Annotated in this window: 20 protein-coding genes; 17 read left to right on the forward strand and 3 right to left on the reverse strand. The window is 67.1% G+C overall.

The window, feature by feature from the left end:
* Positions 1-208 precede the first annotated feature (208 nt).
* The 3 genes from hpf to hprK all read left to right on the forward strand — a co-directional run bounded on the left by hpf (position 209) and on the right by hprK (position 2,116).
* Positions 209-544, forward strand: coding sequence for a ribosome hibernation-promoting factor, HPF/YfiA family (hpf, locus tag ACIGHN_RS20270; protein WP_056411430.1), 336 nt, complete (start codon positions 209-211; stop codon positions 542-544).
* A gap of 110 nt (positions 545-654) precedes the next feature.
* Entirely contained in the window at positions 655-1,122 is a 468-nt protein-coding gene (locus ACIGHN_RS20275; RefSeq protein ID WP_056411434.1) for a PTS sugar transporter subunit IIA, read from the forward strand.
* Between the two features lie 37 nt (positions 1,123-1,159).
* Positions 1,160-2,116 carry an HPr(Ser) kinase/phosphatase gene (gene hprK / locus ACIGHN_RS20280; RefSeq protein ID WP_056411436.1) on the forward strand — a complete coding sequence of 319 codons (957 nt, stop codon included), beginning with the start codon at positions 1,160-1,162 and terminating at the stop codon, positions 2,114-2,116.
* Positions 2,117-2,443: 327 nt separating this feature from the next.
* On the opposite strand, the gene fur is transcribed toward hprK, so the two are convergent.
* Positions 2,444-2,860 carry a ferric iron uptake transcriptional regulator gene (fur, locus tag ACIGHN_RS20285; RefSeq protein WP_056411439.1) on the reverse strand — a complete coding sequence of 139 codons (417 nt, stop codon included), beginning with the start codon at positions 2,858-2,860 and terminating at the stop codon, positions 2,444-2,446.
* Positions 2,861-2,950: 90 nt separating this feature from the next.
* Between fur and ACIGHN_RS20290 the strand changes: the two genes are divergently transcribed.
* The 6 genes from ACIGHN_RS20290 to lptE all read left to right on the forward strand — a co-directional run bounded on the left by ACIGHN_RS20290 (position 2,951) and on the right by lptE (position 9,186).
* Positions 2,951-3,511, forward strand: coding sequence for an outer membrane protein assembly factor BamE (locus tag ACIGHN_RS20290; protein ID WP_056411441.1), 561 nt, complete (start codon positions 2,951-2,953; stop codon positions 3,509-3,511).
* A 64-nt stretch (positions 3,512-3,575) separates the two neighbouring features.
* Entirely contained in the window at positions 3,576-4,409 is an 834-nt protein-coding gene (gene dapB / locus ACIGHN_RS20295; protein ID WP_082485739.1) for a 4-hydroxy-tetrahydrodipicolinate reductase, read from the forward strand.
* A 3-nt stretch (positions 4,410-4,412) separates the two neighbouring features.
* Positions 4,413-5,129 carry a MotA/TolQ/ExbB proton channel family protein gene (locus ACIGHN_RS20300; RefSeq protein WP_396505743.1) on the forward strand — a complete coding sequence of 239 codons (717 nt, stop codon included), beginning with the start codon at positions 4,413-4,415 and terminating at the stop codon, positions 5,127-5,129.
* Between the two features lie 35 nt (positions 5,130-5,164).
* Positions 5,165-5,659: an ExbD/TolR family protein gene (locus ACIGHN_RS20305; RefSeq protein WP_396505744.1), complete on the forward strand. Its 495-nt coding sequence runs from the start codon at positions 5,165-5,167 to the stop codon at positions 5,657-5,659.
* Between the two features lie 129 nt (positions 5,660-5,788).
* Positions 5,789-8,500 carry a leucine--tRNA ligase gene (leuS, locus tag ACIGHN_RS20310; protein ID WP_396505745.1) on the forward strand — a complete coding sequence of 904 codons (2,712 nt, stop codon included), beginning with the start codon at positions 5,789-5,791 and terminating at the stop codon, positions 8,498-8,500.
* Between the two features lie 188 nt (positions 8,501-8,688).
* Positions 8,689-9,186: an LPS assembly lipoprotein LptE gene (gene lptE / locus ACIGHN_RS20315; protein ID WP_056411449.1), complete on the forward strand. Its 498-nt coding sequence runs from the start codon at positions 8,689-8,691 to the stop codon at positions 9,184-9,186.
* 107 nt (positions 9,187-9,293) lie between these two features.
* Here the strand turns inward: lptE and rocF are convergent, their stop codons facing one another.
* Positions 9,294-10,244, reverse strand: coding sequence for an arginase (gene rocF / locus ACIGHN_RS20320; RefSeq protein WP_396505746.1), 951 nt, complete (start codon positions 10,242-10,244; stop codon positions 9,294-9,296).
* A 240-nt stretch (positions 10,245-10,484) separates the two neighbouring features.
* On the opposite strand from rocF, the gene holA reads away from it, so the two are divergent.
* Positions 10,485-11,540, forward strand: a complete 1,056-nt coding sequence (gene holA / locus ACIGHN_RS20325; RefSeq protein ID WP_396505747.1) for a DNA polymerase III subunit delta — start codon at positions 10,485-10,487, stop codon at positions 11,538-11,540.
* An 85-nt stretch (positions 11,541-11,625) separates the two neighbouring features.
* Here holA and ACIGHN_RS20330 read toward each other — a convergent pair whose 3' ends face one another.
* Complete coding sequence (locus ACIGHN_RS20330; protein WP_396505748.1) at positions 11,626-11,904, reverse strand: hypothetical protein; 279 nt, start codon at positions 11,902-11,904, stop codon at positions 11,626-11,628.
* Positions 11,905-11,997: 93 nt separating this feature from the next.
* On the opposite strand from ACIGHN_RS20330, the gene ACIGHN_RS20335 reads away from it, so the two are divergent.
* The 7 genes from ACIGHN_RS20335 to gshB all read left to right on the forward strand — a co-directional run bounded on the left by ACIGHN_RS20335 (position 11,998) and on the right by gshB (position 22,368).
* Positions 11,998-13,278, forward strand: coding sequence for a glutamate-5-semialdehyde dehydrogenase (locus ACIGHN_RS20335; protein ID WP_396505749.1), 1,281 nt, complete (start codon positions 11,998-12,000; stop codon positions 13,276-13,278).
* Positions 13,279-13,338: 60 nt separating this feature from the next.
* Positions 13,339-14,802 carry a Trk system potassium transporter TrkA gene (trkA, locus tag ACIGHN_RS20340; RefSeq protein WP_396505750.1) on the forward strand — a complete coding sequence of 488 codons (1,464 nt, stop codon included), beginning with the start codon at positions 13,339-13,341 and terminating at the stop codon, positions 14,800-14,802.
* Positions 14,803-14,849: 47 nt separating this feature from the next.
* Positions 14,850-16,316 carry a TrkH family potassium uptake protein gene (locus tag ACIGHN_RS20345; protein WP_056411462.1) on the forward strand — a complete coding sequence of 489 codons (1,467 nt, stop codon included), beginning with the start codon at positions 14,850-14,852 and terminating at the stop codon, positions 16,314-16,316.
* A gap of 91 nt (positions 16,317-16,407) precedes the next feature.
* The gene (gshA, locus tag ACIGHN_RS20350) at positions 16,408-17,703 is read left to right on the forward strand and encodes a glutamate--cysteine ligase (RefSeq protein ID WP_056411463.1); all 1,296 of its coding nucleotides are present in this window, start codon (positions 16,408-16,410) and stop codon (positions 17,701-17,703) included.
* Between the two features lie 390 nt (positions 17,704-18,093).
* Positions 18,094-19,962 carry a potassium transporter Kup gene (locus tag ACIGHN_RS20355; protein WP_056411465.1) on the forward strand — a complete coding sequence of 623 codons (1,869 nt, stop codon included), beginning with the start codon at positions 18,094-18,096 and terminating at the stop codon, positions 19,960-19,962.
* A 132-nt stretch (positions 19,963-20,094) separates the two neighbouring features.
* Entirely contained in the window at positions 20,095-21,282 is a 1,188-nt protein-coding gene (locus ACIGHN_RS20360) for a benzoate/H(+) symporter BenE family transporter (protein ID WP_056411467.1), read from the forward strand.
* A gap of 126 nt (positions 21,283-21,408) precedes the next feature.
* Complete coding sequence (gene gshB / locus ACIGHN_RS20365) at positions 21,409-22,368, forward strand: glutathione synthase (protein WP_396505751.1); 960 nt, start codon at positions 21,409-21,411, stop codon at positions 22,366-22,368.
* The last annotated feature ends 126 nt before the right edge of the window (positions 22,369-22,494 follow it).

Below are 22,494 nucleotides of genomic sequence, written 5' to 3' on the forward strand. Positions count from 1 at the left end.
GCGCAGGTCAACCGGATCATTGTGCGCGCTTTTGCGGCGCTTGGCACCTTCGCCGCCATAACCCAGCAGTCAGGGGCGGTATGGGATTGCTTTTCGGTGAGGGCAGGGGCATAGTGAACTCACGTCAACGGATGCATCCTCGTTCCCCAGCCGCTCCCCTGATCAAGGACGGCATTCTTTCACCGAGAGTGTTACAGGAGACTTATCTATGAACTTGACGATCAGCGGTCACCATCTCGAAGTTACCCCCGCCTTGCGCAGCTATGTCACCACCAAGCTGGACAGGATCACCCGCCATTTTGACCAAGTTGTCGATGTCAAGGTACTGCTGACGGTAGAGAAGCAAAAGGAGAAGGAAAAGAGGCAGCGAGCGGAATGCAACATCCATGTGAAGGGCAACGACCTGTTCGCCGAAAGCTCGCATTCCGACCTGTACGCTGCGGTGGATGAACTGGTCGACAAGATGGACCGCCAGGTGGTCCGCCACAAGGACCGCCTGCAGGATCACCACCACGAAGCCGCCAAGCGCGAACTGCACGCGTGATGCGCCAGCCCTGAGCTTGGCACAGCAGCCGCCCACTGGGCGGTTTTTTTGTTGCCTGACGCCCCGCGATCAGGGTTTTCGCCAAGATGTGCATAATTGTTACCTTGACCATGAATCGACTCGCCTCCATCCTGCCCTCCGCCCAAGTGCTTGTGAGTGTTGACGCCACGAGCAAGAAGCGTGCTTTTGAAGAAGCGGGTCTCCTGTTCGAGAGCCAGCACGGCCTGTCGCGCGCGCTGATCACCGACAGCCTGTTTGCGCGCGAGCGCCTGGGCTCGACGGGCCTGGGCCATGGCGTGGCCATCCCGCACGGCCGCATCAAGGGGCTCAAGGCCCCGATGGCGGCGGTGTTCCAGCTGCTGCACCCCATCGGGTTCGATGCGCCGGACGAGCAGCCCGTGGGCCTCCTGATCTTCCTGCTGGTGCCGGAAGCGGCGACGCAAAAGCACCTCGAGATCCTGTCCGAGATCGCGGAGCTGCTGAGCGACTCGGCCCTGCGCGAGCGGCTCAAGTCCTGCACCGACGCGGCCGAGCTGCACGGCATGATCGCAGGCTGGCAGTCCACGCAGGCGGCCTGAGCCGCCCCGGCGCTGCACACCTTACCGCCAGCACCTTGTGAAACCCAATGTCGTCAGCGCCGACGTCCTGTTCGAGGAATTCCGCGCCGCCCTGAAATGGGAATGGGTCGCCGGGCTCGGCGCCTCCGAGCGCCGCTTCGACGAAGTGGCCGTGCGCTCCGCGCGCTCCGGGGCCGACCTCGTCGGCTACCTGAACTACATACACCCCTACCGCGTGCAGATCCTGGGCGAGCGCGAGATCGCCTACCTGAGCAATGCGTCGCCCGACGACTGCAAGCGCCGCATCGCCCGCATCGTGACGCTGGAGCCGCCGGTGCTGGTGCTGGCCGACAACCAGACCGCGCCCGACGCGCTGGTCTCGATGTGCGAGCGCGCACAGATCCCGATGTTCTCGACGCACGAGTCCTCGGCGTTCGTCATCGACGTGCTGCGTGCCTACCTGTCCAAGCACTTTGCCGACCGCACCACGATGCACGGCGTGTTCATGGACATCCTGGGGCTGGGGGTGCTCATCACCGGAGAATCGGGCCTGGGCAAGAGCGAGCTGGGCCTGGAGCTGATCTCGCGCGGCAACGGCCTGGTGGCCGACGATGCGGTCGACTTCTACCGCATCAACCAGACCACCATCGAAGGCAAGTGCCCCGAGCTGCTGCAGAACCTGCTGGAAGTGCGCGGCATCGGCCTCCTGGACATCCGCGCCATCTTTGGCGAGACGGCGGTGCGCCGCAAGATGCGCCTCAAACTCATCGTGCACCTGGTGCGCAAGGAGACGCTGGAGCGCGAATACGAGCGCCTGCCGTACGAGCCGCTCACGCAGGACGTGCTGGGCGTGCCCGTGCTCAAGGTCGTGATCCAGGTGGTCGCCGGCCGCAACATCGCCGTGCTGGTCGAAGCCGCCGTGCGCAACACCATCCTGCAGTTGCGCGGCATCGATACCTACCAGGAATTCGTCGAGCGCCACCGCCGCGCCATGGAACGCGACACGGGTGGTTAGGCCCGACTGCTATTGATTTGATAGCTGCTTGCGCTGGATGGATAAGCGGCAGAGCCTGTTTTGGCTCAAATGGGGCCTGTGAAAGTACCTCGGCCCACCGACCCTCGTCCCGGGATTCGCGGACCCCGGGTACGCCTCACGCCAAGGCAAAGGGCCAAAGAGCTTCACACCCCCGAACGCCCCCATCGTCACGGCCCACCAGAGTAGAGCCCCCAGACCGTAAACACTGGCGCTCCCCCAACGCCAGTGCACCCGTGGAACCGGCTCCGCCGGGCCACCGCGTGCGTCCCCTGCAGGGGACGGCGCCGAAGGCGACTCAGGGGCGAGTTACTTGCTAGCGCAGGCCGCGCACTGGCCGTACAAGGCCATGGTGTGGTCGTGGACGACCCATCCCTTGGCCTTGGCCACGGCCTGCTGGCGCTTTTCGATCTCGGCGTCGTAGAACTCTTCCACCTTGCCGCACGAGGTGCACACGAAGTGGTCGTGGTGCTGGCCTTCATTGAGCTCGTACACCGCCTTGCCGCTCTCGAAGTTGCTGCGGATCAGGATGCTGGCCTGCTCGAACTGGGTGAGCACGCGGTACACGGTGGCCAGGCCAATGTCCGAGCGCTCTTCCAGCAGCACGCGGAACACGTCTTCGGCCGTCATGTGGCGCTGTGCGCCCTTCTGGAAGATTTCCAGGATCTTCAGGCGGGGCAGCGTGGCCTTGAGTCCCGTGCTTTTGAGTTCGTCGATGTTGGTCATGGCATGGTCTTTCGGGATGCCGGCCTGGGCCCCCGGGTCCGGGGGGCCTGCCGCTACAATGGGGCGATCATATCCTCAGCCCTTTTATCCATGCCCGTCAAAGCCACTTGCAGCGCCCGCCTGGGCCTGGTCCTTTTGATCGGTGCTGGCGTGGCCACCCTGGCCGGATGCGGCAGCCTCAACGGCGCCAGCGACCGCATCGCCAACATCGTCACCCCCTACAAGATCGACGTCGTCCAGGGCAATTTCGTCTCGCGCGAGCAGGTCGAAGCCCTGCAGCCCGGCATGAGCCGCCAGCAGGTGCGCGAGATCCTGGGCACGCCGCTGCTCACCAGCCTGTTCCATGCAGACCGCTGGGAGTACGTGTTCACGCTCAAACGCCCTGGCGAAGAAGCCCAGACCCGCAAGCTGACCGTGTTCTTCAAGGGCGATGCGCTCGAGCGCTCCGAGGGCGACACCATGCCCACCGAGACCGAATTCGTCGCCACGCTGGGCTCCAAGGGGTCCAAGAGCAAGGTGCCGGTGCTGGAAGCCACGCCCGAGCAGCTGGCGCGGTTCCCCGCCTCGGCGCGGCCCACCACGCCACCGACGGCCGCCCCGCTGGAGCCCGCCTCCGTCAGCTACCCGCCGCTGGAAGCCCCCGCGCGCTGACCCGGCCCGCCGCAGCGCGTGGCATGTCCGGCGCTGCACCCACGATTTTCATGACAGGATTTTCATGACAGGGACTTCAACCCCCGCTGCCACCGCTCCGTGCCGCGTGGCCGTGGCTGGCGCCTCCGGCCGCATGGGCCGCATGCTCATCGAAGCCATCCGCGCCACGGACGACCTGGTGCTCGCCGGTGCGCTCGATGTGCCCGCCAGCCCCGGCATCGGCTCCGATGCCACCGCCTTCCTGGGCCACGCCAGCGGCGTGGCCATCACGGCCGACATCGCCACCGGCCTGAAGAACGCCGATGTGCTGATCGACTTCACCCGCCCCGAAGGCACGCTGGCCCACCTGGCCGTGTGCAGCCGCCTGGGCGTGAAGGCCGTGATCGGCACCACGGGCTTCTCGGACGAGCAAAAAGCCGAGATCGCGGCCCACGCGCAGAGCACCGCCATCGTGATGGCGCCCAACATGAGCGTGGGCGTCAACGTCACGCTCAAGCTGCTGCAGATGGCCGCCAAGGCCATGGCCACCGGCTACGACATCGAGATCATCGAAGCCCACCACCGCCACAAGGTGGACGCCCCTTCGGGCACCGCGCTCAAGATGGGCGAAGTCATCGCCGACGCCCTGGGCCGCGACCTCAAGGACTGCGCCGTCTACGCCCGCGAAGGCGTGACCGGCGAGCGCGACCCGTCGAGCATCGGCTTTGCGGCCATCCGCGGCGGCGACATCGTGGGCGACCACACGGTGCTGTTCGCGGGCATCGGCGAGCGCATCGAGATCTCGCACAAGTCCTCCAACCGCGCCGGCTATGCCCAGGGCAGCCTGCGCGCCGTGCGCTTCCTGGCAGAGCGCAAGACGGGCATGTTCGACATGTTCGACGTGCTCGATCTGCACTGATCCATGGACGCGCTGCACTGGTGGCGCCAGGGCGATGCGGTGACGCAGGTCACCGCCTTGCTGTTGCTGGCCATGTCGGTCGCGAGCTGGGTCGTGATCGTCTGGAAGCTGCGCCTGATGCGCCGCGCCAGCGCCGACGTGGCGCGCAGCACCGCCGCCTTCTGGCAGGCGCCGTCGCTCGACATGGCATCGCAACGTTTGCAGACCTTTGACCGGGAAGCGCTGGTGCTGCCGCTCGTGGTTGCTGCAAATTCCATAGCAAGCTCCGCCACGGCCGCATCGGCCAGCCTGGCCACGCAGGGCAGCCTGGCCACGCAGGGCAGCCTGGCCACGCAGCTCACCCGCGTGCTGCGCGACGCCCTGCACGGCGTGCTGGGGCGCCTGCAGTTCGGCCAGGTGATGCTGGCCACCGTGGGCTCCACGGCGCCCTTCGTCGGGCTGCTGGGCACCGTGTGGGGCATTTACCATGCGCTCACCGCCATGGCCGGGGCCGGGCAGATCACCATCGACCGCGTGGCCGGCCCCGTGGGCGAGGCGCTGATCATGACCGCCGCCGGCCTGGCCGTGGCCATCCCGGCGGTGCTGGCCTACAACGTGTTCGGCCGGTTGATCGGGCGCATCGAAGCCGATCTGGAAGGCTTCGCACGCGATCTGCGCGAATTGCTGATCGACCAGGCGGTGGCGCGGGGGGCTTCGCCGCCCGCCGCAGGCGCGGCCTGAGCCACACCCCGGCACCCTCACCAGGACACCTCGCCATGGCTTTCGGACGGCTGGAACGCACCACGGGCCCGCAGCCCATGAGCGACATCAACATGACGCCGCTGGTCGACGTGATGCTGGTGCTGGTGGTCATCTTCATCCTGACCGCCCCGCTGCTGGCCAGCTCCATCCGGCTCGACCTGCCCCGCAGCGAAGGCGCCACGCCGGGCGCCGCGCCCCAGGCCATCACGCTGGTGGTCGATGCCCAGGGCCAGGCCTATCTGGACGACCAGCCCCTGAGCCAGCCCGCGCTGGCCGAGCGCCTGCGCCGCATCGGCGCCGAGCAGCCCGACACCGAGGTGCAACTGCGCGCCGATGCCGCCGTGCCCTATGGCCGCGTGGTCGAGGTCATGGGCGCGGCGCACCTGGCGGGCCTGCAGCGCATCGGTTTCGTGGCCGAACCGGCGCCACCTGCCGCGCCATCTACCGCGCCATCCGCCGGGCCAACCTCCACGCCAGCGGCCGCCGCGCAGCCGCCCCGCACGCCCTGAAATCGCGCCCGGCACGGCGTGCCGGCCCCGGTTGGCCATGGCGTGCTGCAATGACAGGCGCATGACCGCCTAAAATCCGCCCAGCGCAGCACCGCACGCGGCTGCACCCCCCTCTCACCCCGAGCCCCCATGCAAGACAAATATTCTCCCCAAGACGTCGAACGCGCCGCGCACGACCACTGGACCGCCACCGACGCCTACCGCGTGACGGAACATACGAGCAAGAAGAAGTTCTACGCCTGCTCGATGCTGCCCTACCCCAGCGGCAAGCTGCACATGGGCCATGTGCGCAACTACACGATCAACGACATGCTGGCGCGCTACCTGCGCATGAACGGCCACAACGTCCTCATGCCCATGGGCTGGGACGCCTTCGGCCTGCCGGCCGAGAACGCTGCGCTCAAGAACGGCGTGCCGCCCGCCAAGTGGACGTACGAGAACATCGCGTACATGAAGCAGCAGATGCAGGCCATGGGCCTGGCCATCGACTGGAGCCGCGAAGTCGCCACCTGCGACCCCGAGTACTACCAGTGGAACCAGTGGCTGTTCCTCAAGATGCTGGACAAGGGCATCGCCTACCGCAAGACCCAGGTCGTGAACTGGGACCCGGTGGACCAGACCGTGCTGGCCAATGAACAGGTCATCGACGGCAAGGGCTGGCGCACCGGCGCGACGGTCGAAAAGCGCGAGATTCCCGGCTACTACCTCAAGATCACCGACTACGCCGACGAGCTGCTCGACTTCGTGACCGGCGACAAGCTGCCCGGCTGGCCCGAGCGCGTGAAGCTCATGCAGGAGAACTGGATCGGCAAGAGCGAAGGCGTGCGCTTCGCCTTCACGCACGACGTTCGCGGCGACGACGGCGCGCTGATCGGCGACGGCAAGATGTACGTGTTCACCACGCGCGCCGACACCATCATGGGCGTGACCTTCTGCGCCGTGGCGCCCGAGCACCCGCTGGCCGCGCACGCCGCCAAGAGCAACCCCGCGCTCGCGGCCTTCATCGAGGAATGCAAGAACGGCGGCACCACCGAGGCCGAGCTCGCCACGCAAGAGAAGAAGGGCCTGCGCACCGGCCTGTTCGTCACGCACCCGCTGACCGAAGAGCAGGTCGAGGTCTGGGTCGGCAACTACGTGCTGATGAGCTACGGCGACGGCGCCGTGATGGGCGTGCCCGCGCACGACGAGCGCGACTTCGCCTTTGCGCTCAAGTACGGCATCGAGATCAAGCAGGTCGTGCTGGTCGACGGCGAGAGCTTCAACTACCACCAGTGGCAGGACTGGTATGGCGACAAGCAGCGCGGGGTGACCATCAACTCCGACAGCTTCAGCGGCCTGTCCTTCAAGGACGCCGTGAACGCCGTCGCCCATGCGCTGGAGCAAAAGGGCCTGGGCGAGAAGAAGACCACCTGGCGCCTGCGCGACTGGGGCGTCTCGCGCCAGCGCTACTGGGGTACGCCGATCCCGATCATCCACTGCGAAGAGCACGGCGCCGTGCCGGTGCCCGAAAAAGACCTGCCTGTGGTGCTGCCGCAGGACTGCATCCCCGACGGCTCCGGCAACCCGCTGCACAAGCACGAGGGCTTCCACGCCGGCGTGACTTGCCCCGTGTGCGGCAAGGCCGCGCGCCGCGAGACCGACACCATGGACACCTTCGTGGACAGCTCGTGGTACTTCATGCGGTACTGCGACCCCAAGAAGAGCGATGCCATGGTGGGCGAAGGCACGGCCTACTGGATGCGCGACCAGAAGTCGGCCACCGGCGGCGCCGGCATGGACCAGTACATCGGCGGCATCGAGCACGCCATCCTGCACCTGCTGTACGCGCGCTTCTGGACCAAGGTCATGCGCGACCTGGGCCTGGTGACGGTGGACGAGCCCTTTGCGCACCTGCTCACGCAGGGCATGGTGCTCAACCACATCTACTACTGGCGCGACGAAAAGGGCGGCAAGAACTACTTCCCGCCCGAAGCCGTCACGCAGGTGCTCGATGCCCAGGGCCGCATCGTGGGCGGCCGCCTGACCGAGGCCGAGGGCCAGTACCCGCAGGGCCTGCAGCTGGAGTACGGCGGCGTCGGCAAGATGGGCAAGACCGAGCGCAACGGCGTCGACCCGCAGGACCTCATCGCCAAGTACGGCGCCGACACGGCCCGCCTGTACACCATGTTCACCGCCCCGCCCGAGGCCACGCTGGAGTGGAACGACGCCGCGGTGGAAGGCAGCTACCGCTTCCTGCGCCGCGTGTGGAACTTCGGCGTGAAGCTGTCTGCTATGGATATGGGAGCTGCTACCGCAAGCGTGGCAAGCGCGAGCAGCCTGAATGACGTCGAATTCGGCAAGGAGGCCAAGGCCCTGCGCCGCGAGATCCACAACGTGCTCAAGCAGGTGGACTACGACTACCAGCGCATGCAGTACAACACCGTGGTCTCGGGCGCGATGAAGATGATCAACGCACTGGAAGACTTCAAGGCCGCCGACTCCGCCGGTGCCCAGGTCGCGCTGATCGAGGGCTTCGGCATCCTGCTGCGCGTGCTGTACCCCGCCACGCCGCACATCGCGCACAGCCTGTGGAGCGGCCTGGGCTACGCCAGCCACCTGGGCGACCTGCTCGACGCGGCCTGGCCGCAGGTCGATGCCGGCGCGCTGGTGCAGGACGAGATCGAGCTCATGCTGCAGGTCAACGGCAAGCTGCGGGGTTCCATCCGCGTGCCGGCCCAGGCCGACAAGGCCGAGATCGAGCGCGTGGCACTGGCCAGCGAAGCCTTCACCGCGCAAGCGGCAGGCGCGGCGCCCAAGCGCGTGATCATCGTGCCCGGCCGCCTCGTGAACGTGGTGATTTAACTGGCTGACCCGGCCGATGAAGCGACGACTCCGTGACGCGCTGCGCGCCTGCCACCCTCTCGCACTTTGCGGGAGCGGGGCAGGGCCGGTGCCGGTGGCTGGCCACGCCTGCCGTGTGGCAGCGCCAGGCCCGGGCCGCGCAGGGTAGATAGCTTCTTCTGGTCGCGCGACCGCAATGGATGACTGATATGCAAAGACGTACGCTGCTGACCTTCGCCCCTGCCGCCTTGCTGGCGGGATGCGGCTTTCGCCTGCGGGGCGTGCCGGAGTTCGGCTTCGAGACGCTCTACATCGCCGCGCCCGCCGCCTCGCCCCTGGCCCGCGAACTCCAGCGCACGCTGGCGGGCTCCGGCGGCAAGCTGCAGGTGGTGCGCGAGGCCAGCGGCATGACCACCGCGCAGGCCATCATGGACCTGCTGCAGGAGCAGCAGGAGCGCGTGGTGGTGGGCCTGAACGCCTCCGGCCAGGTGCGCGAACTGCAACTGCGCCTGCGCGTGAAATTCCGCCTGCGCACCCTGGCCGGCGTGGAGCTGATCCCCGAGACCGAACTGCTGCAGCAGCGCGACATCAGCTACAACGAAACCATCGCCCTGGCCAAGGAAGCGGAAGAGGCGCTGCTGTACCGCAACATGCGCACGGACATCGTGCAGCAGCTCATGCGGCGCTTGGCTGTGGTCAGGCTTTGATCGATTTTTGAACGGTTGCGTCCGGTGGGCGCTGCCGGGTGGATTTCTGTCTTTCGCCCCCCTGCGGGTCAATATTAGCGCGCCCCAAAGCCAAGGCGCGCAGCGCCTCAGGGGGATCGCCTCATGAGCGTGCTTTTTCCGAACAGCGACTCCACCAGGTCCACCGCCAGCAACGCCGTGCGGTTGCGCACATCGAGCGCCGGGTTGACCTCCACGATGTCCAGCGAGGCCAGGCGCCCGCTGTCGGCGATCATCTCCATGCACAGCTGCGCCTCGCGGTAGGTCGGGCCGCCGGGCACCAGCGTGCCCACGCCGGGCGCGATCTCCGGGTCCAGAAAGTCCACGTCGAAGCTCACGTGCAGGTGGGTGTTGTCGTCCACGCCCGCCAGCGCCTGCTGCATGGTGGCGCGCATGCCCATCTCGTCGATGTAGCGCATGTCGAAGACCTCCAGGCCCTGCTCGTGCACGAAGCGTTTTTCGCCCGCATCCACGCTGCGGATGCCGATCTGGCGGATCTGGCCGGGCGTGAGGGCAGGGCGCCCGCCGGGCATGCCCGCCAGCTGCGTGAGTTCTGCCGGGCCAAAGCCGCACAGGCAGGCCACCGGCATGCCGTGCACGTTGCCACTGGGGGTCAGCGCGCTGGTGTTGAAGTCGGCATGCGCGTCGAGCCACAGCACGCGCAGGGTCTTGCCCACGTCGAGGCAGTGGCGCGCCACCGCGCTGATGCTGCCCAGGCCCAGGCAGTGGTCGCCGCCCATCAGGATGGGCAGGTGGCCCTGCTGCAGCTCGGCGTACACCGCATCGAACACATGCTGGTTCCACGCCACCACCTCGGCCAGGTGCCGGTAGCCCGCGTCGGGGGGCTGCCAGGGGTTGGCGGGGCCGTTGAGATTGCCCCGGTCGAGCACGGTCAGGCCATGGCTCTCCAGCGCGGGCTGCAGGCCGGCCACCCGCAGGGCTTCAGGCCCCATGGAGGCGCCGCGCGCGCCCGCGCCGACGTCGGTGGGGGCGCCGATGAGGCTGATGGCGGGCGCCGTAGGGTGGGGCGAGGAGGTCATGAACAAAGCCTTTGTGGGGAGCTGAAGGGGTCGGGGTATCCGGGGTCGGGGTGCGCCGTGGTGGCGGGATTGTCTGCGCAGCGCGCGCCAATGAACAGTCAGACAGCTGCTCCATCGGGCGCGTGCGCTGTGCAATCTGCGGGCTGGCGCTGGCGATCTGCGCAACGGGGGCTTGCTGATGGGGGCGCTGGCGGGCGTCCGCAGCCCGTGGCAGGGGGCCAAGGCGATAAACTTTGCCGCATGCAACTCGCCCTGGCCCAACTCTCCACCCACCTCCAAAAGGGCCTGTCGCCGCTGTACGTGCTGCACGGCGACGAGCCCCTGCTGCAGCAGGAGGCGGCCGACAGCATCCGCGCCGCGGCGCGGGCCCAGGGCTACACCGAGCGCAGCAGCTACACGGTGGCGGGCGCTCACTTCGACTGGAGCGCGGTGCTGGCGGCGGGCGGCAGTCTGAGCCTGTTCGCCGACAAGCAGATCGTGGAGATCCGCATCCCGTCGGGCAAGCCCGGCAAGGACGGCAGCGTGGCCCTGCAGCAGGTGGCCGACGCGGCGCGCGGCAACGACAGCACGCTCACGCTCGTCATGCTGCCGCGCCTGGACAAGGCCACCCGCAGCGGCGCCTGGTTTGCCGCGCTGGAGGCCAACGGCACCTCGATCCAGATCGACACCATCGAGCGCGGCATGCTGCCGCAGTGGATCGCCCAGCGCCTGGCCGCGCAGGGCCAGCGCGTGGTGGCGGGTGAGGAGGGCCAGCGCACGCTGCAGTTCTTTGCCGACCGCGTGGAGGGCAACCTGCTGGCCGCCCACCAGGAGATCAGCAAGCTGGCGCTGCTGCACCCGGCGGGTGAACTGAGCCAGGCCCAGGTCGAGGCAGCGGTGCTCAACGTGGCGCGCTACGACGTGTTCAAGCTGTCCGAGTCCGTGCTGTCCGGCCAGACCGCCCGCGTGCAGCGCATGCTCGACGGCCTGCAGGCCGAGGGCGAGGCAGAAGTGCTGGTGCACTGGGCGCTGGCCGAAGACATCCGCGCCTTGAAGCGCGTGAAGGACGCGATGAACGCCGGCCGCCCCCTGCCCATGGCCCTGCGCGAGAACCGCATCTGGGGAGCCAAGGAAAAGCTGTATGAGCGCATCCTGCCCAAGGCCAGCGACGCCGCCCTGGCACGCCTGCTGCAGTCGGCCCACACGGTGGACGGCATCGTCAAGGGCCTCAAGGTACCCGACTGGCCGCAGAACGGCTGGCAGGCGCTGCAGCGGCTGGCGTTTCAGGTGTGCCGGCTGACGCAGGCGGCGCGGTGACCGGCGCTGCACCTGGTTGTAGATAAAAATAGCCGCCAACGCTTGTCCATCAAGCGCTAAGCAGCTATCAAATTGGTAGTAGTGGTCAGGCAGCGTCCAGCACGCCCTGTGCCTTGTCCACCCACATCTCCAGGTTGGCGACGAGATCCTTCTGGCTGAACGAGCAGCTTTCTTCCGAGAACAGTGCGCTGGATTCCAGCCGGTCCAGCAGGCCGTGCAGCACCTCGGTGTAGCGCGGCGGCAGGGCGGCCAGCAGGTCGGTCTGGGCGCGGGCGGTGGTGCTCAGGGCGGACGCCGACAGCGTGCCGTGGCTGAAGGCCTGCAGGGCGTCGTGGACAGGTTGGAGCAGGTGGGCGCGGGTCATGGGCGGCTCTGGAAGCGTGGGATGGCGGCGGGGTGGCAAGGGTAACAGGCGCTCCGTGGGCCGCACAGGGGGTATCTGCGGCAAAATCGCCGGATGAACGCCCTCAACGTCGCTGAATACACGCACACCCTCGGCCTGCAGGCCAAAACGGCCTCGGCGCTGATGGCCAAAGCGCCGGCAGCTATCAAAAACAAAGCGCTCAAGGCGCTGGCCCGCCTGCTGCGCGAAAACGTGGAGGCGCTACAGGTCGACAACGCCCGGGACCTGGACCGTGCCCGCACCGCCGGGCTGGCCGAGCCGATGGTGGACCGCCTCAAACTCAGCCCCAAGGTGCTGGAGACCTGCGCCGAAGGCTGCGAGCAGCTGGCCGCCATGCCCGACATCATCGGCGAGATCCTGGGCATGAAGCAGCAGCCCAGCGGCATCCGCGTGGGGCAGATGCGTGTGCCGATCGGCGTGTTCGGCATGATCTACGAGAGCCGGCCCAACGTGACCATCGAGGCCGCGTCGCTGTCCATCAAGAGCGGCAACGCCTGCATCCTGCGCGGCGGCTCCGAAGCCATCGATTCCAACAAGGCGCTGGCCAGGCTGGTGCAGCAGGCGCTGGCCGAGGCCGGCCTGCCGCAGGACGCGGTGCAGCTGGTGCAGACCACCGACCGCGAGGCCGTGGGCCAGCTCATCGCCATGCCGCAGTTCGTGGACGTGATCATTCCGCGCGGCGGCAAGGGCCTGATCGAGCGCATCAGCCGCGACGCCAAGGTGCCCGTCATCAAGCACCTGGACGGCAACTGCCACACCTATGTGGACGACCCCTGCGACGTCGCCATGGCGGTGAAGGTGGCCGACAACGCCAAGACGAACAAGTACAGCCCCTGCAACGCGAGCGAAGGCCTGCTGGTGGCGCGCGGCGTGGCGTCAGACTTCCTGCCTAAGATCGGCGCCGTGTATGCCGCCAAAGGCGTGGAGATGCGCGGCTGCGCCGAGTCGCTGGCCATCTTGAAGAACGTGGCCGGCGCCCAACTGGCCCAGGCTACGGAGCAGGACTGGAGCGAGGAATACCTCGCACCCATCATCAGCGTGAAGATCGTGGCGGGCGTGGACGAGGCGATCGCCCACATCAACCATTACTCCAGCCACCACACCGACGCCATCCTCACCACCAACCACCTGCACGCCCAGCGGTTCCTGCGCGAGGTGGATTCGGCCAGCGTGATGGTGAACGCGAGCACACGCTTTGCCGACGGCTTCGAGTACGGGCTGGGGGCCGAGATCGGCATCAGCACCGACAAATTCCACGCGCGTGGGCCGGTGGGCCTGGAGGGGCTGACCTCGCTCAAGTACGTGGTGCTGGGCGACGGCGAGGTTCGCGTTTGATTTGCTCTTGTTTTGATAGCTGCTGGCGCTTGCTGATCAAGCGGTAGCAGCCAAAAATACATGAAAATCATCATCCTCGGAGCGGGCCGCGTGGGCCAGAGCGTGGCCGACAGCCTGGTGTCGGAGCGCAACGACATCACCGTCATCGACACCAATGCCGAGCGCCTGCGCGACCTGGAGTCGCGCTACGACCTGCGCGGCGTGGTGGGCAGCGGCATCGAGCCCAACGTGCTGGCCGAGGCCGGCGCGCACGACACCGACCTCTTGATCGCCTGCGCCGCGCAGGACGAGACCAACCTGGTGTGCTGCAAGATCGCGCAGCTGATGTTCAACATCCCCAAGCGCATCGCGCGCGTGCGGTCCACCGGCTTCGAAGGCGAGGAGCGCCTGGTGGGCCCCGAGGGCTTTGCGGTGGACCGCATCATCTGCCCCGAGGAATCGCTCACCCGCTACATCGCCAAGCTCATCGACTACCCCGAGGCGATGCAGGTGCGTGAATTCGCCGGCGGCCGGGCCTGCCTGGTGTCGGTGCGGGCACGTGTGGGTGCGCCCATGGTGGGCCACACCATCGGCGACCTGCGCGACAACGCGCCCGAGCTGGCCATGCGCATGGTGGCCATCTACCGGCGCTTTCCCGACGAGCCCGACCGCTTCATCGCCTGCGACGGCCGCACGCGCATCGAGCCCGGCGACGAGGTCTTCGTGCTGGCCGCGCAGGAGCGCATTGCCGACGTGCTGGGCGCGCTGCACCGCCCGCAGGGCCAGCCCTCCAAGCCCGTGCGCCGCATCATGATCGCCGGTGGCGGCCGGGTGGGGCTGCGCCTGGCCCGCCAGCTGGCGCAGGCGCCGGGGCGCTTCAACATCAAGATCATCGAAGACCACGCGGATCGCTGCGTGGAGCTGGCCTCCTCCCTGCCCACCAACGTGCTGGTGCTGCAGGGCGACACTACCGACGAGGACCTGCTGGGGGATGAGGGCATCGAAGAGGTGGACCTGTTCCTCGCGCTCACCGACGACGACGAGGACAACATCATGTCCTGCCTGCTGGCCAAGCGCATGGGCGCCAGCCGGGTGCTGGCGCTCATCAACCGGCGCAGCTATGCCGACCTGATGCACGGCACGCAGATCGACATCGCGCTGTCGCCCGCGCAGGCCATGCTGGGCGAGCTGCTGGCCTATGTGCGCCAGGGCGACGTGCAGGCGGTGCACAGCCTGCGCCGGGGCGTGGCCGAGGCGCTGGAGATCGTGGTGCGCGGTGATCGCAAGAGCTCGCGCGTGGTGGGCCGCAAGGTGAGCGAGCTGCAGCTGCCGCGCGACGTGCACATGGGGCTGATCGTGCGCGGCCTGCCCGACGCCTACGACGCCGCCGAAGGGGCGCCGCACGACCTGCGCGAGCCCGAGGTCATCATCCCGCGCAGCTCCACCGTGATCGAAAGCAACGACCACGTGGTGTTCTTCCTGCCGCACAAGCGGCTGGTGCGCGACGTGGAAAAGCTGTTCCGCGTGAGCGCGACGTTTTTCTGACGCGGCGTCCCCTCTCTCCGTCTTCAACCCACAAGCAGGCACTTCCCATGGTGGACATGTTTCCCGTCCTGCGCGTGCTGGGCATCCTCATCATGATCTTCTCGTTGTCGATGGGCGTGCCGCTGGCGGTGTCGCTGTGGACGCGGGACGGGGTCTGGCACGTGTACCCGATGGCCATGGCCGCCACGCTGGCCGCGGGTGCGTGGCTGTGGTGGCGGTTGCGCCTGTTCCGCCAGGAGCTGCAGCCGCGCCATGGCGTGATGCTGGTGTCGCTGGTCTGGCTGCTGCTGCCGCTGTCGGCTGCGGTGCCGCTGATGCTGGCGGGGCACCACATCGGGCGGCCGATGTCGTTCACCTACGCGTACTTCGAGGCCGTGTCGGGGTTGACCACCACGGGCTCCACGGTGCTGGCGGGGCTCGATACGCTGCCGGTGTCGGTCAACGTGTGGCGCACCTTTTTGCAGTGGATGGGCGGCATGGGCATCCTGATCCTGGCCGTGGCCGTGCTGCCGCTGCTGGGCGTGGGCGGCAGCCAGCTCTTCAAGGCCGAGGCGGCGGGGCCGCTGAAAGACACCAAGCTCACGCCACGCATGACCGGCACGGCCAAGGGCCTGTGGGGCGTGTATGCGCTGTTCTCGGTGGCCTGCGGGCTGGCGTTCTGGCTGGGGGGCATGCGCCCGCTCGATGCGCTGATGCACATGTTCGCCACGGTGAGCCTGGGCGGGCTCTCGTCGCACGACGCGAGCTTCGGGTACTTTCAGTCGCCGCTGCTGGAGGCGATCTGCATCGTCTTCATGCTGGTGGCCAGCTGCAACTTCGCGCTGTACTTCATCGCGATCCGCAAGGGGCAGTGGAGCGGCTTCTGGGGAGACCCGGAGCTGCGCGCCACGCTGCTGACCCTGGTCGGCGGCGGTCTGCTGGTGTCGCTGCTGCTGTGGGCCAAGGGGGTGTACGAGCCGCTCGTGGCCCTGCGCCACGGCATGTTCAACCTGGTGTCCATGGCCACGACGACCGGGTTCGCCACGGTGGACTACCTGGCTTGGCCGGTGTTCGCGCCGGTGTTCATGCTGCTGCTGTCGGGCGTGGCCACCAGTGCGGGGTCCACGGGCGGGGGCATCAAGATGGTTCGCATGCTCATCCTCGTCAAGCAGGCGCGGCGCGAGATGAACCGCCTGGTGCACCCGCGCGCGGTGCAGCCGGTGCGGCTGGGCAGCGGCGTGGTGGACAACCGGGTGATCTTCTCGGTGCTGGCCTTCATGTTGGTGTACGGCGGCACCGTGTTCGGCCTGTCGATGGTGATGCTGCTGACCGACCTGGACCCGGTGACCGCGTTCTCGGTGGTGCTGGCCAGCGTGAACTGCGCGGGGCCGGGCCTGGGCATGGTGGGGCCTGCGTCCAACTACGCGGTGCTGACCGACTTTCAGATCTGGGTGTGTACGCTGGGCATGCTGCTGGGGCGGCTGGAGATCCTGAGTTTCATGGCGCTGCTCACGCCCGCTTTCTGGCGCCGTTGACACCACCGCGGGCTGCCGCCCCGCCTTGCGAAAAGGGAAGGCGGCCCCAAATCCCTACAATTCGTCGCAATTTGCTTCCCCAAGGGCACCTATGGTTCCGCATCTCATCACGGCCCTCACCGGGCCGATCAACGAACTTGAACAGCGCATCCTGGACTCGATGCCCGCCATCGAACGCTGGTTCAGGCTGGAGTGGATGGAGCACACGCCCCCGTTCTACACCTCGGTGGACATCCGCAATGCGGGCTTCAAGCTCGCGCCCGTGGACACCAACCTGTACCCCGGCGGCTGGAACAACCTGACCAAGGAGATGCTGCCCCTGGCCGTGCAGGCCGCCATGGCTGCCATCGAGAAGATCTGCCCCGAGGCGCGCAACCTCCTGATCATTCCGGAAAACCACACGCGCAACACCTTCTACCTGGCCAACGTGGTGCAGCTGCAGCGCATCTTCAACATGGCCGGCCTGAACGTGCGCGTGGGCTCCATCAGCCCCGAGATCAAGAAGCCCACGCTGATCGAGCTGCCCAACGGCGACACCGTGACGCTGGAGCCCGTGGTGCGGACCAAGCGCCGGCTGGGGCTCAAGGACTTCGACCCCTGCACCATCTTGCTGAACAACGACCTGTCGGCCGGGCCGCCGGGCATCCTGGAAGACATCCACGAGCAGTACCTGCTGCCCCCGCTGCACGCGGGCTGGAGCGTGCGCAGGAAGAGCACCCACTTCAAGAACTACGAAGAGGTGGCCAAGCGCTTCGGCAAGATGCTGGGCATCGACCCCTGGCTCGTGAACCCCATGTACAGCCAGTGCGACGGCGTGGACTTTGCCGAAGACAAAGGCATGGACAAGCTGCAGACCACGGTGGATGCGCTGCTGACCAAGGTGCGCCGCAAATACAAGGAATACGGCATCAACGAAAAGCCGTTCGTCATCGTCAAGGCCAACAACGGCACCTACGGCATGGGCATCATGACCGTGCGCGATGCCAAGGAGCTGGACGCGGTCAACCGCAAGACCAAGAACAAGATGGCGGTCATCAAGGACGGCCAGCCGGTCAGCGACCTCATCATCCAGGAAGGCGTGCTGACGCAGGAGCGGGTGCACGAGGCCGTGGCCGAACCCGTGGTCTACATGATGGACCGCTATGTGGTCGGCGGCTTCTACCGCATGCATGCCGAGCGCGGCGTGGACGAGAACCTGAACGCCCCGGGCGCGAGCTTCGTGCCGCTGGCCTTCGAGCACAGCACGCACATGCCACAGCCCGGCGTGCGCCCCGGCGTGAGCGCGCCCAACCGCTTCTACATGTACGGCGTGGTGGCGCGCCTGGCCATGCTGGCCGCCAGCTACGAGCTGGAAGCCACCAACCCCGACGCCGAGATCTACGACTGAAGTGAACTGACCCCCCTGAGGCGCTGCGCGCCTTCCCCACGGGGGAAGCATCCCGTGGCATGGCACAAGCCAGTTCCACGGGTGCACTGGCCTTGGCTGCGCCAGTTTCATGCACCTTGGGTGGCGCGCGCAACGCAATGGATCGCTGTGACGGATTGGCGCGCAATAACTCCACATCATTCACACCGTTCGGGCTGAGCCTGTCGAAGCCACGCACGGCGCTGCCGTTGCGGGCATGCCATGTCTGCGGGGCGCTGCCAAGCCACAGGCCGGGGCCAGTTGCTGCGCTGCAACATAGTGCAAGCCCTCCAGACGCGGCCGGGGGCACAGGCGCACAATAGCGTTCCCAAAAGTAACGGAACCCTGCCAGACTCTGCGCGGGGTAGGTCAGTGCAAAGCTCCAAATCATCGCTCGCAGCGCTCACGCTGGGCGCCATCGGTGTTGTGTACGGCGATATCGGCACCAGCGTGCTGTACGCCATGAAGGAGGTGTTCGGGTCCGGCCACGTGCCGTTCACCCAGGACAACATCTACGGCGTCCTCTCCATCTTCTTCTGGACGCTCACGGTCATCGTGTCGCTCAAGTACGTGGTGCTGGTGCTGCGGGCCGACAACCACGGTGAAGGCGGGCTCATCGCCATGCTGGCCCTGGCCTCGCAGGCCGTCAAGGACAAGCCCCGGCTGCGCTCGGTGCTGCTGGGCGTGGGCATCTTCGGCACATCCCTGTTCTATGGCGACGGGGTCATCACGCCCGCCATCTCGGTGCTGTCGGCGGTGGAGGGGCTGGAGGTCGTCTCGCCCCACTTCAAGCAGTATGTGATCCCCCTCACGCTGATCGTGCTGTTCTGCCTGTTCGTCGTGCAAAAGCGCGGCACGGGCGGCATCGGCAAGTTCTTCGGGCCCATCACGCTGATCTGGTTCATCAGCATTGCGGCGCTGGGCGTCTCGCACATCGTGGGGCACCCCGAGATCCTGTGGGCACTGAGCCCGCACCATGCGCTGGGCTTCATGTGGGCCAACCCGGGCACCAGCTTCATCATCCTGGGCGCGGTGGTGCTGTGCGTGACCGGCGCCGAGGCGCTGTACGCCGACCTGGGACACTTCGGCAAGCGGCCCATCCGCCTGGCGTGGTTCGGCGTGGCGATGCCGGCGCTCACGCTCAACTACTTCGGCCAGGGCGCGCTGCTGCTGGCCGAGCCCGAGGCCGTCAAGAACCCGTTCTACATGATGGCGCCCGACTGGGCCCTGATCCCGCTGGTCGTCATGGCCACCATGGCCACGGTGATCGCGTCGCAGGCACTCATCACCGGCGCCTTCAGCGTGACCAAGCAGGCCATCCAGCTCGGCTACCTGCCGCGCCTGAACATCCAGCACACGAGCGTGCGCGACACGGGCCAGATCTACATGCCGCTGGTGAACTGGGGGCTGTTCGTGGCCATCGTGCTGGCGGTGGTGATGTTCCGCTCGTCGAGCAACCTGGCCGCCGCGTACGGCATTGCCGTGACGCTGGACATGCTGATCACCACCATCCTGACCTTCTTCGTGATCCGCTACGGCTGGGGCTACCCGCTGGCGCTGTGCATCGCGGCCACGGGCTGCTTCTTCGTGGTGGACCTGGCGTTCTTCGCATCCAACCTGCTCAAGCTCTTTCAGGGCGGCTGGTTCCCGCTGATGATCGGCGGCATCGTGTTCGCCTTCATGATGACCTGGAAGGAGGGGCGCCGCCTGCTCAACGACAAGCTGCGCGCCGATGCCATCGACCTCAAGGACTTTCTGGAGTCGGTGTTCATCAGCCCGCCCACGCGGGTGGAGGGCACAGCGGTGTTCCTGACGGCGGAGGCGGGTGCGGTGCCCAATGCGCTCTTGCACAACCTCAAGCACAACAAGGTGCTGCACCAGCAGAACCTGTTCGTCACGGTGCACAACCACGAAACGCCGTGGATCGGCCTGGACAAGCGCCTGCAGGTCGAGTCCCTGGGCCATGACTGCTGGCAGGTGGTGATCCACTACGGCTTCAAGAACGACCCCGACCTGCCGCGGGCCCTCGAGCTGCTGCGCGGCCGCGGCTGCGAGCTGGAGTCCATGACGACCAGCTACTTCCTGTCGCGCGACACCGTCATCCCCACCATCGGCAGCGGCATGGCCCCCTGGCGCGAGAAGCTGTTCGCCCAGATGCACCACAACGCCAGCGGCGCGGCGGACTTTCTGCACCTGCCCAACAACGCGGTGGTCGAGTTGGGGTCGAAGATCGAAATCTGACCGCGGTGCGGCGCGGCGGGACAGGGGCGGGGTGGGAGGTGTTTGGGCCTCTGCCGCTTGTCCTGCAAGCGCTGGCAGCTATAGAAAAGATAGCAACTGTGCTGTGCAGGCCTGGGTGCCAGAATCCAGGCCATGCAATTCTTCAAAGACCTGAGCCTGTCGGCCTTCACCGCGGGCTTCGTCGCGGTGCTGGTGGGCTTCACGAGTTCCGTCGCCATCGTGTTCCAGGCCGCGCAGGCCTTTGGCGCCACCCCGGCGCAGATCACTTCCTGGATGTGGGCGCTGGGCCTGGGCATGGGGCTGTGCTCGCTGGTGCCTTCGTTGCTGCTGCGCAAGCCCGTGATGATTGCCTGGTCCACCCCCGGTGCGGCGGTGCTGGCCACGGCCGGCCTGGCGGGTGGCTTCAGCATGGGCGAGGCGGTCGGCGCATTCATGCTCAGCGCCGCGCTGGTGGCACTGGCCGGCATGACGGGCTGGTTCGAGCGGGTCATGAACCGCATTCCGATGGAGATCGCGGCGGCGCTGCTGGCGGGTGTGCTGGCGCGGTTCGGCCTGCAGGCCTTTGCGGCAGCGCAGACGGCGCTGCCGCTGGTGCTGACCATGCTGGTCGTCTACCTGTTCGCCCGCAAGTTCGCGGCGCGCTATGCGGTGGTGATCACGCTGGCCGTCGCGGTGGTGTTTGTGGCGCTGCAGGGGCAGATGGCGTGGTCTGCCGTGCATCTGGAGTTGGCCATGCCGGTATTCACCGCACCGACATTCAGTCTGTCGGCCGCCATCAGCCTGGCCATTCCGCTGTTTGTGGTGACCATGGCCTCGCAGAACCTCCCGGGCGTGGCGGTGATGCGCGCCTCGGGCTACGAGATGCCCGTCTCCCGCCTCATCACGCTGACGGGCGTGGCCACGCTGGTGCTTGCACCGTTCGGCGCCTTCTCGCTGAGCTTCAGTGCCATCACCGCCGCCATGTGCATGGGCCCCGAGGCGCATGAAGACCGCCGCCGCCGCTACACCGCGGCCGTGTCGTGCGGAGCGCTGTATGTGGCCATCGGCCTGTTCGGCGCGGTGATCACCGGCTTGCTCACGGCATTCCCGCAGGAGCTGATCGTGGCCATCGCAGGCCTGGCCCTGCTCGGCACCATCGGCAACGGCCTGGCCGTGGCCATCCGCGATGAACAGCACCGCGAGGCGGCGTTGATCACCTTCCTCGTCACGCTGAGCGGCGTGGTCATCGCCGGTGTGGGGTCGGCCTTCTGGGGCGTGGTCGCCGGCAGCTTTGCGCTATTTGTGCAACAGTACAGGCGTTCGCCGGCCCGAGGAGCCTGACACGGGCCCCGGCTGCACCTGCAGCGGCTGGCGGCCCCGCCCTTGGGGATGGCGGTGCCGCCTCTATATATAAGGTGGACGACCTGCCCAGGCGTCTGCTCCCAGCGCTCTTAGACATCTGACACCATGACCCTGCTCTTCATCGCCGACCCCCTGCACAGCTTCAAGATCTACAAGGACACCACCTTCGCCATGATGCGCGAGGCCCAGCGCCGCGGCCACACGCTGGCAGTGTGCGAGCCCCAGCACATCTCCTGGCAGCGCGGTGGCAAGGTCGTGGCCCAGGTCACCGACATCCGCCTGACAGGCGACGCCACCCACTGGTACGAGGCGCAGCCCGAACGCACCGCCGAGCTGGTGGAGTTCGATGCCGTGCTGATGCGCAAGGACCCGCCGTTTGACAGCGAGTACTTCTACGCCACCCACCTGCTGGAGCAGGCCGAGCGCGAAGGCGCACGCGTGTTCAACAAGCCCCGGGCACTGCGCGACCATCCCGAGAAGCTGGCGATCATGGAGTTTCCCCAGTTCATCGGGCCGACACTGGTCACACGCAGCCCGGCGGACATCCGGGCGTTCCACGCAGAGCACCGCGACATCATCCTGAAGCCGCTGGACGGCATGGGTGGCATGGGCATCTTCCGCGTGGGGCCTGATGGCCTCAACCTGGGCAGCATCACCGAGACGCTGAACCGCAACGGTACGCAAAGCGTGATGGTGCAGAAGTTCTTGCCGGAGATCGTCGAGGGCGACAAGCGCGTGCTGGTGATTGGCGGCAAGCCGGTGCCTTATTGCCTGGCGCGCATTCCACAGGGCACCGAAGTGCGCGGCAACCTGGCGGCCGGCGGCAAGGGCGTGGCCCGCGCACTGTCAGCTCGCGATCAGGAGATCGGCGAGGCCCTGGGCCCCATCCTGCAAGCGCGTGGCTTGCTGCTGGCGGGCGTGGACGTCATTGGCGACTGTGTCACCGAGATCAATGTCACCAGCCCCACCTGTTTCCAGGAGATCTTCGACCAGACAGGGTGCGATGTCGCTGCGCTCTTCATCGATGCGCTGGAAGCTGCCATGAAGGCGCCAGCTGGTTTGTAGGCCAATTTCTCCACAACTTGTAGCGAAGCGCCCAAAACGGTGCTATAGTCGAGGGCTTCGCTACTGAGACGGCTGCTGCAGATTGCAGGAGATGTTGAAGTTCAGGAGGTTGGTTGGTGATGAAGG

The organism is Acidovorax sp. NPDC077693, assembly GCF_044542805.1.
Taxonomy (GTDB): Bacteria; Pseudomonadota; Gammaproteobacteria; order Burkholderiales; family Burkholderiaceae_C; genus Acidovorax.

What these genes read in the sequence shown, in the direction of transcription:
- ACIGHN_RS20360 (WP_056411467.1), top strand. Translation starts at nt 20,095, where the DNA reads ATGCAATTCTTCAAAGACCTGAGCCTGTCGGCCTTCACCGCGGGCTTC.
- lptE (WP_056411449.1), top strand. Translation starts at nt 8,689, where the DNA reads ATGCAAAGACGTACGCTGCTGACCTTCGCCCCTGCCGCCTTGCTGGCG.
- rocF (WP_396505746.1), bottom strand. Translation starts at nt 10,244, where the DNA reads ATGACCTCCTCGCCCCACCCTACGGCGCCCGCCATCAGCCTCATCGGC.
- fur (WP_056411439.1), bottom strand. Translation starts at nt 2,860, where the DNA reads ATGACCAACATCGACGAACTCAAAAGCACGGGACTCAAGGCCACGCTG.
- dapB (WP_082485739.1), top strand. Translation starts at nt 3,576, where the DNA reads ATGACAGGGACTTCAACCCCCGCTGCCACCGCTCCGTGCCGCGTGGCC.
- ACIGHN_RS20305 (WP_396505744.1), top strand. Translation starts at nt 5,165, where the DNA reads ATGGCTTTCGGACGGCTGGAACGCACCACGGGCCCGCAGCCCATGAGC.
- hpf (WP_056411430.1), top strand. Translation starts at nt 209, where the DNA reads ATGAACTTGACGATCAGCGGTCACCATCTCGAAGTTACCCCCGCCTTG.
- gshA (WP_056411463.1), top strand. Translation starts at nt 16,408, where the DNA reads ATGGTTCCGCATCTCATCACGGCCCTCACCGGGCCGATCAACGAACTT.
- ACIGHN_RS20300 (WP_396505743.1), top strand. Translation starts at nt 4,413, where the DNA reads ATGGACGCGCTGCACTGGTGGCGCCAGGGCGATGCGGTGACGCAGGTC.
- holA (WP_396505747.1), top strand. Translation starts at nt 10,485, where the DNA reads ATGCAACTCGCCCTGGCCCAACTCTCCACCCACCTCCAAAAGGGCCTG.
- ACIGHN_RS20275 (WP_056411434.1), top strand. Translation starts at nt 655, where the DNA reads ATGAATCGACTCGCCTCCATCCTGCCCTCCGCCCAAGTGCTTGTGAGT.
- ACIGHN_RS20290 (WP_056411441.1), top strand. Translation starts at nt 2,951, where the DNA reads ATGCCCGTCAAAGCCACTTGCAGCGCCCGCCTGGGCCTGGTCCTTTTG.
- ACIGHN_RS20335 (WP_396505749.1), top strand. Translation starts at nt 11,998, where the DNA reads ATGAACGCCCTCAACGTCGCTGAATACACGCACACCCTCGGCCTGCAG.
- gshB (WP_396505751.1), top strand. Translation starts at nt 21,409, where the DNA reads ATGACCCTGCTCTTCATCGCCGACCCCCTGCACAGCTTCAAGATCTAC.
- leuS (WP_396505745.1), top strand. Translation starts at nt 5,789, where the DNA reads ATGCAAGACAAATATTCTCCCCAAGACGTCGAACGCGCCGCGCACGAC.
- ACIGHN_RS20330 (WP_396505748.1), bottom strand. Translation starts at nt 11,904, where the DNA reads ATGACCCGCGCCCACCTGCTCCAACCTGTCCACGACGCCCTGCAGGCC.
- trkA (WP_396505750.1), top strand. Translation starts at nt 13,339, where the DNA reads ATGAAAATCATCATCCTCGGAGCGGGCCGCGTGGGCCAGAGCGTGGCC.
- ACIGHN_RS20345 (WP_056411462.1), top strand. Translation starts at nt 14,850, where the DNA reads ATGGTGGACATGTTTCCCGTCCTGCGCGTGCTGGGCATCCTCATCATG.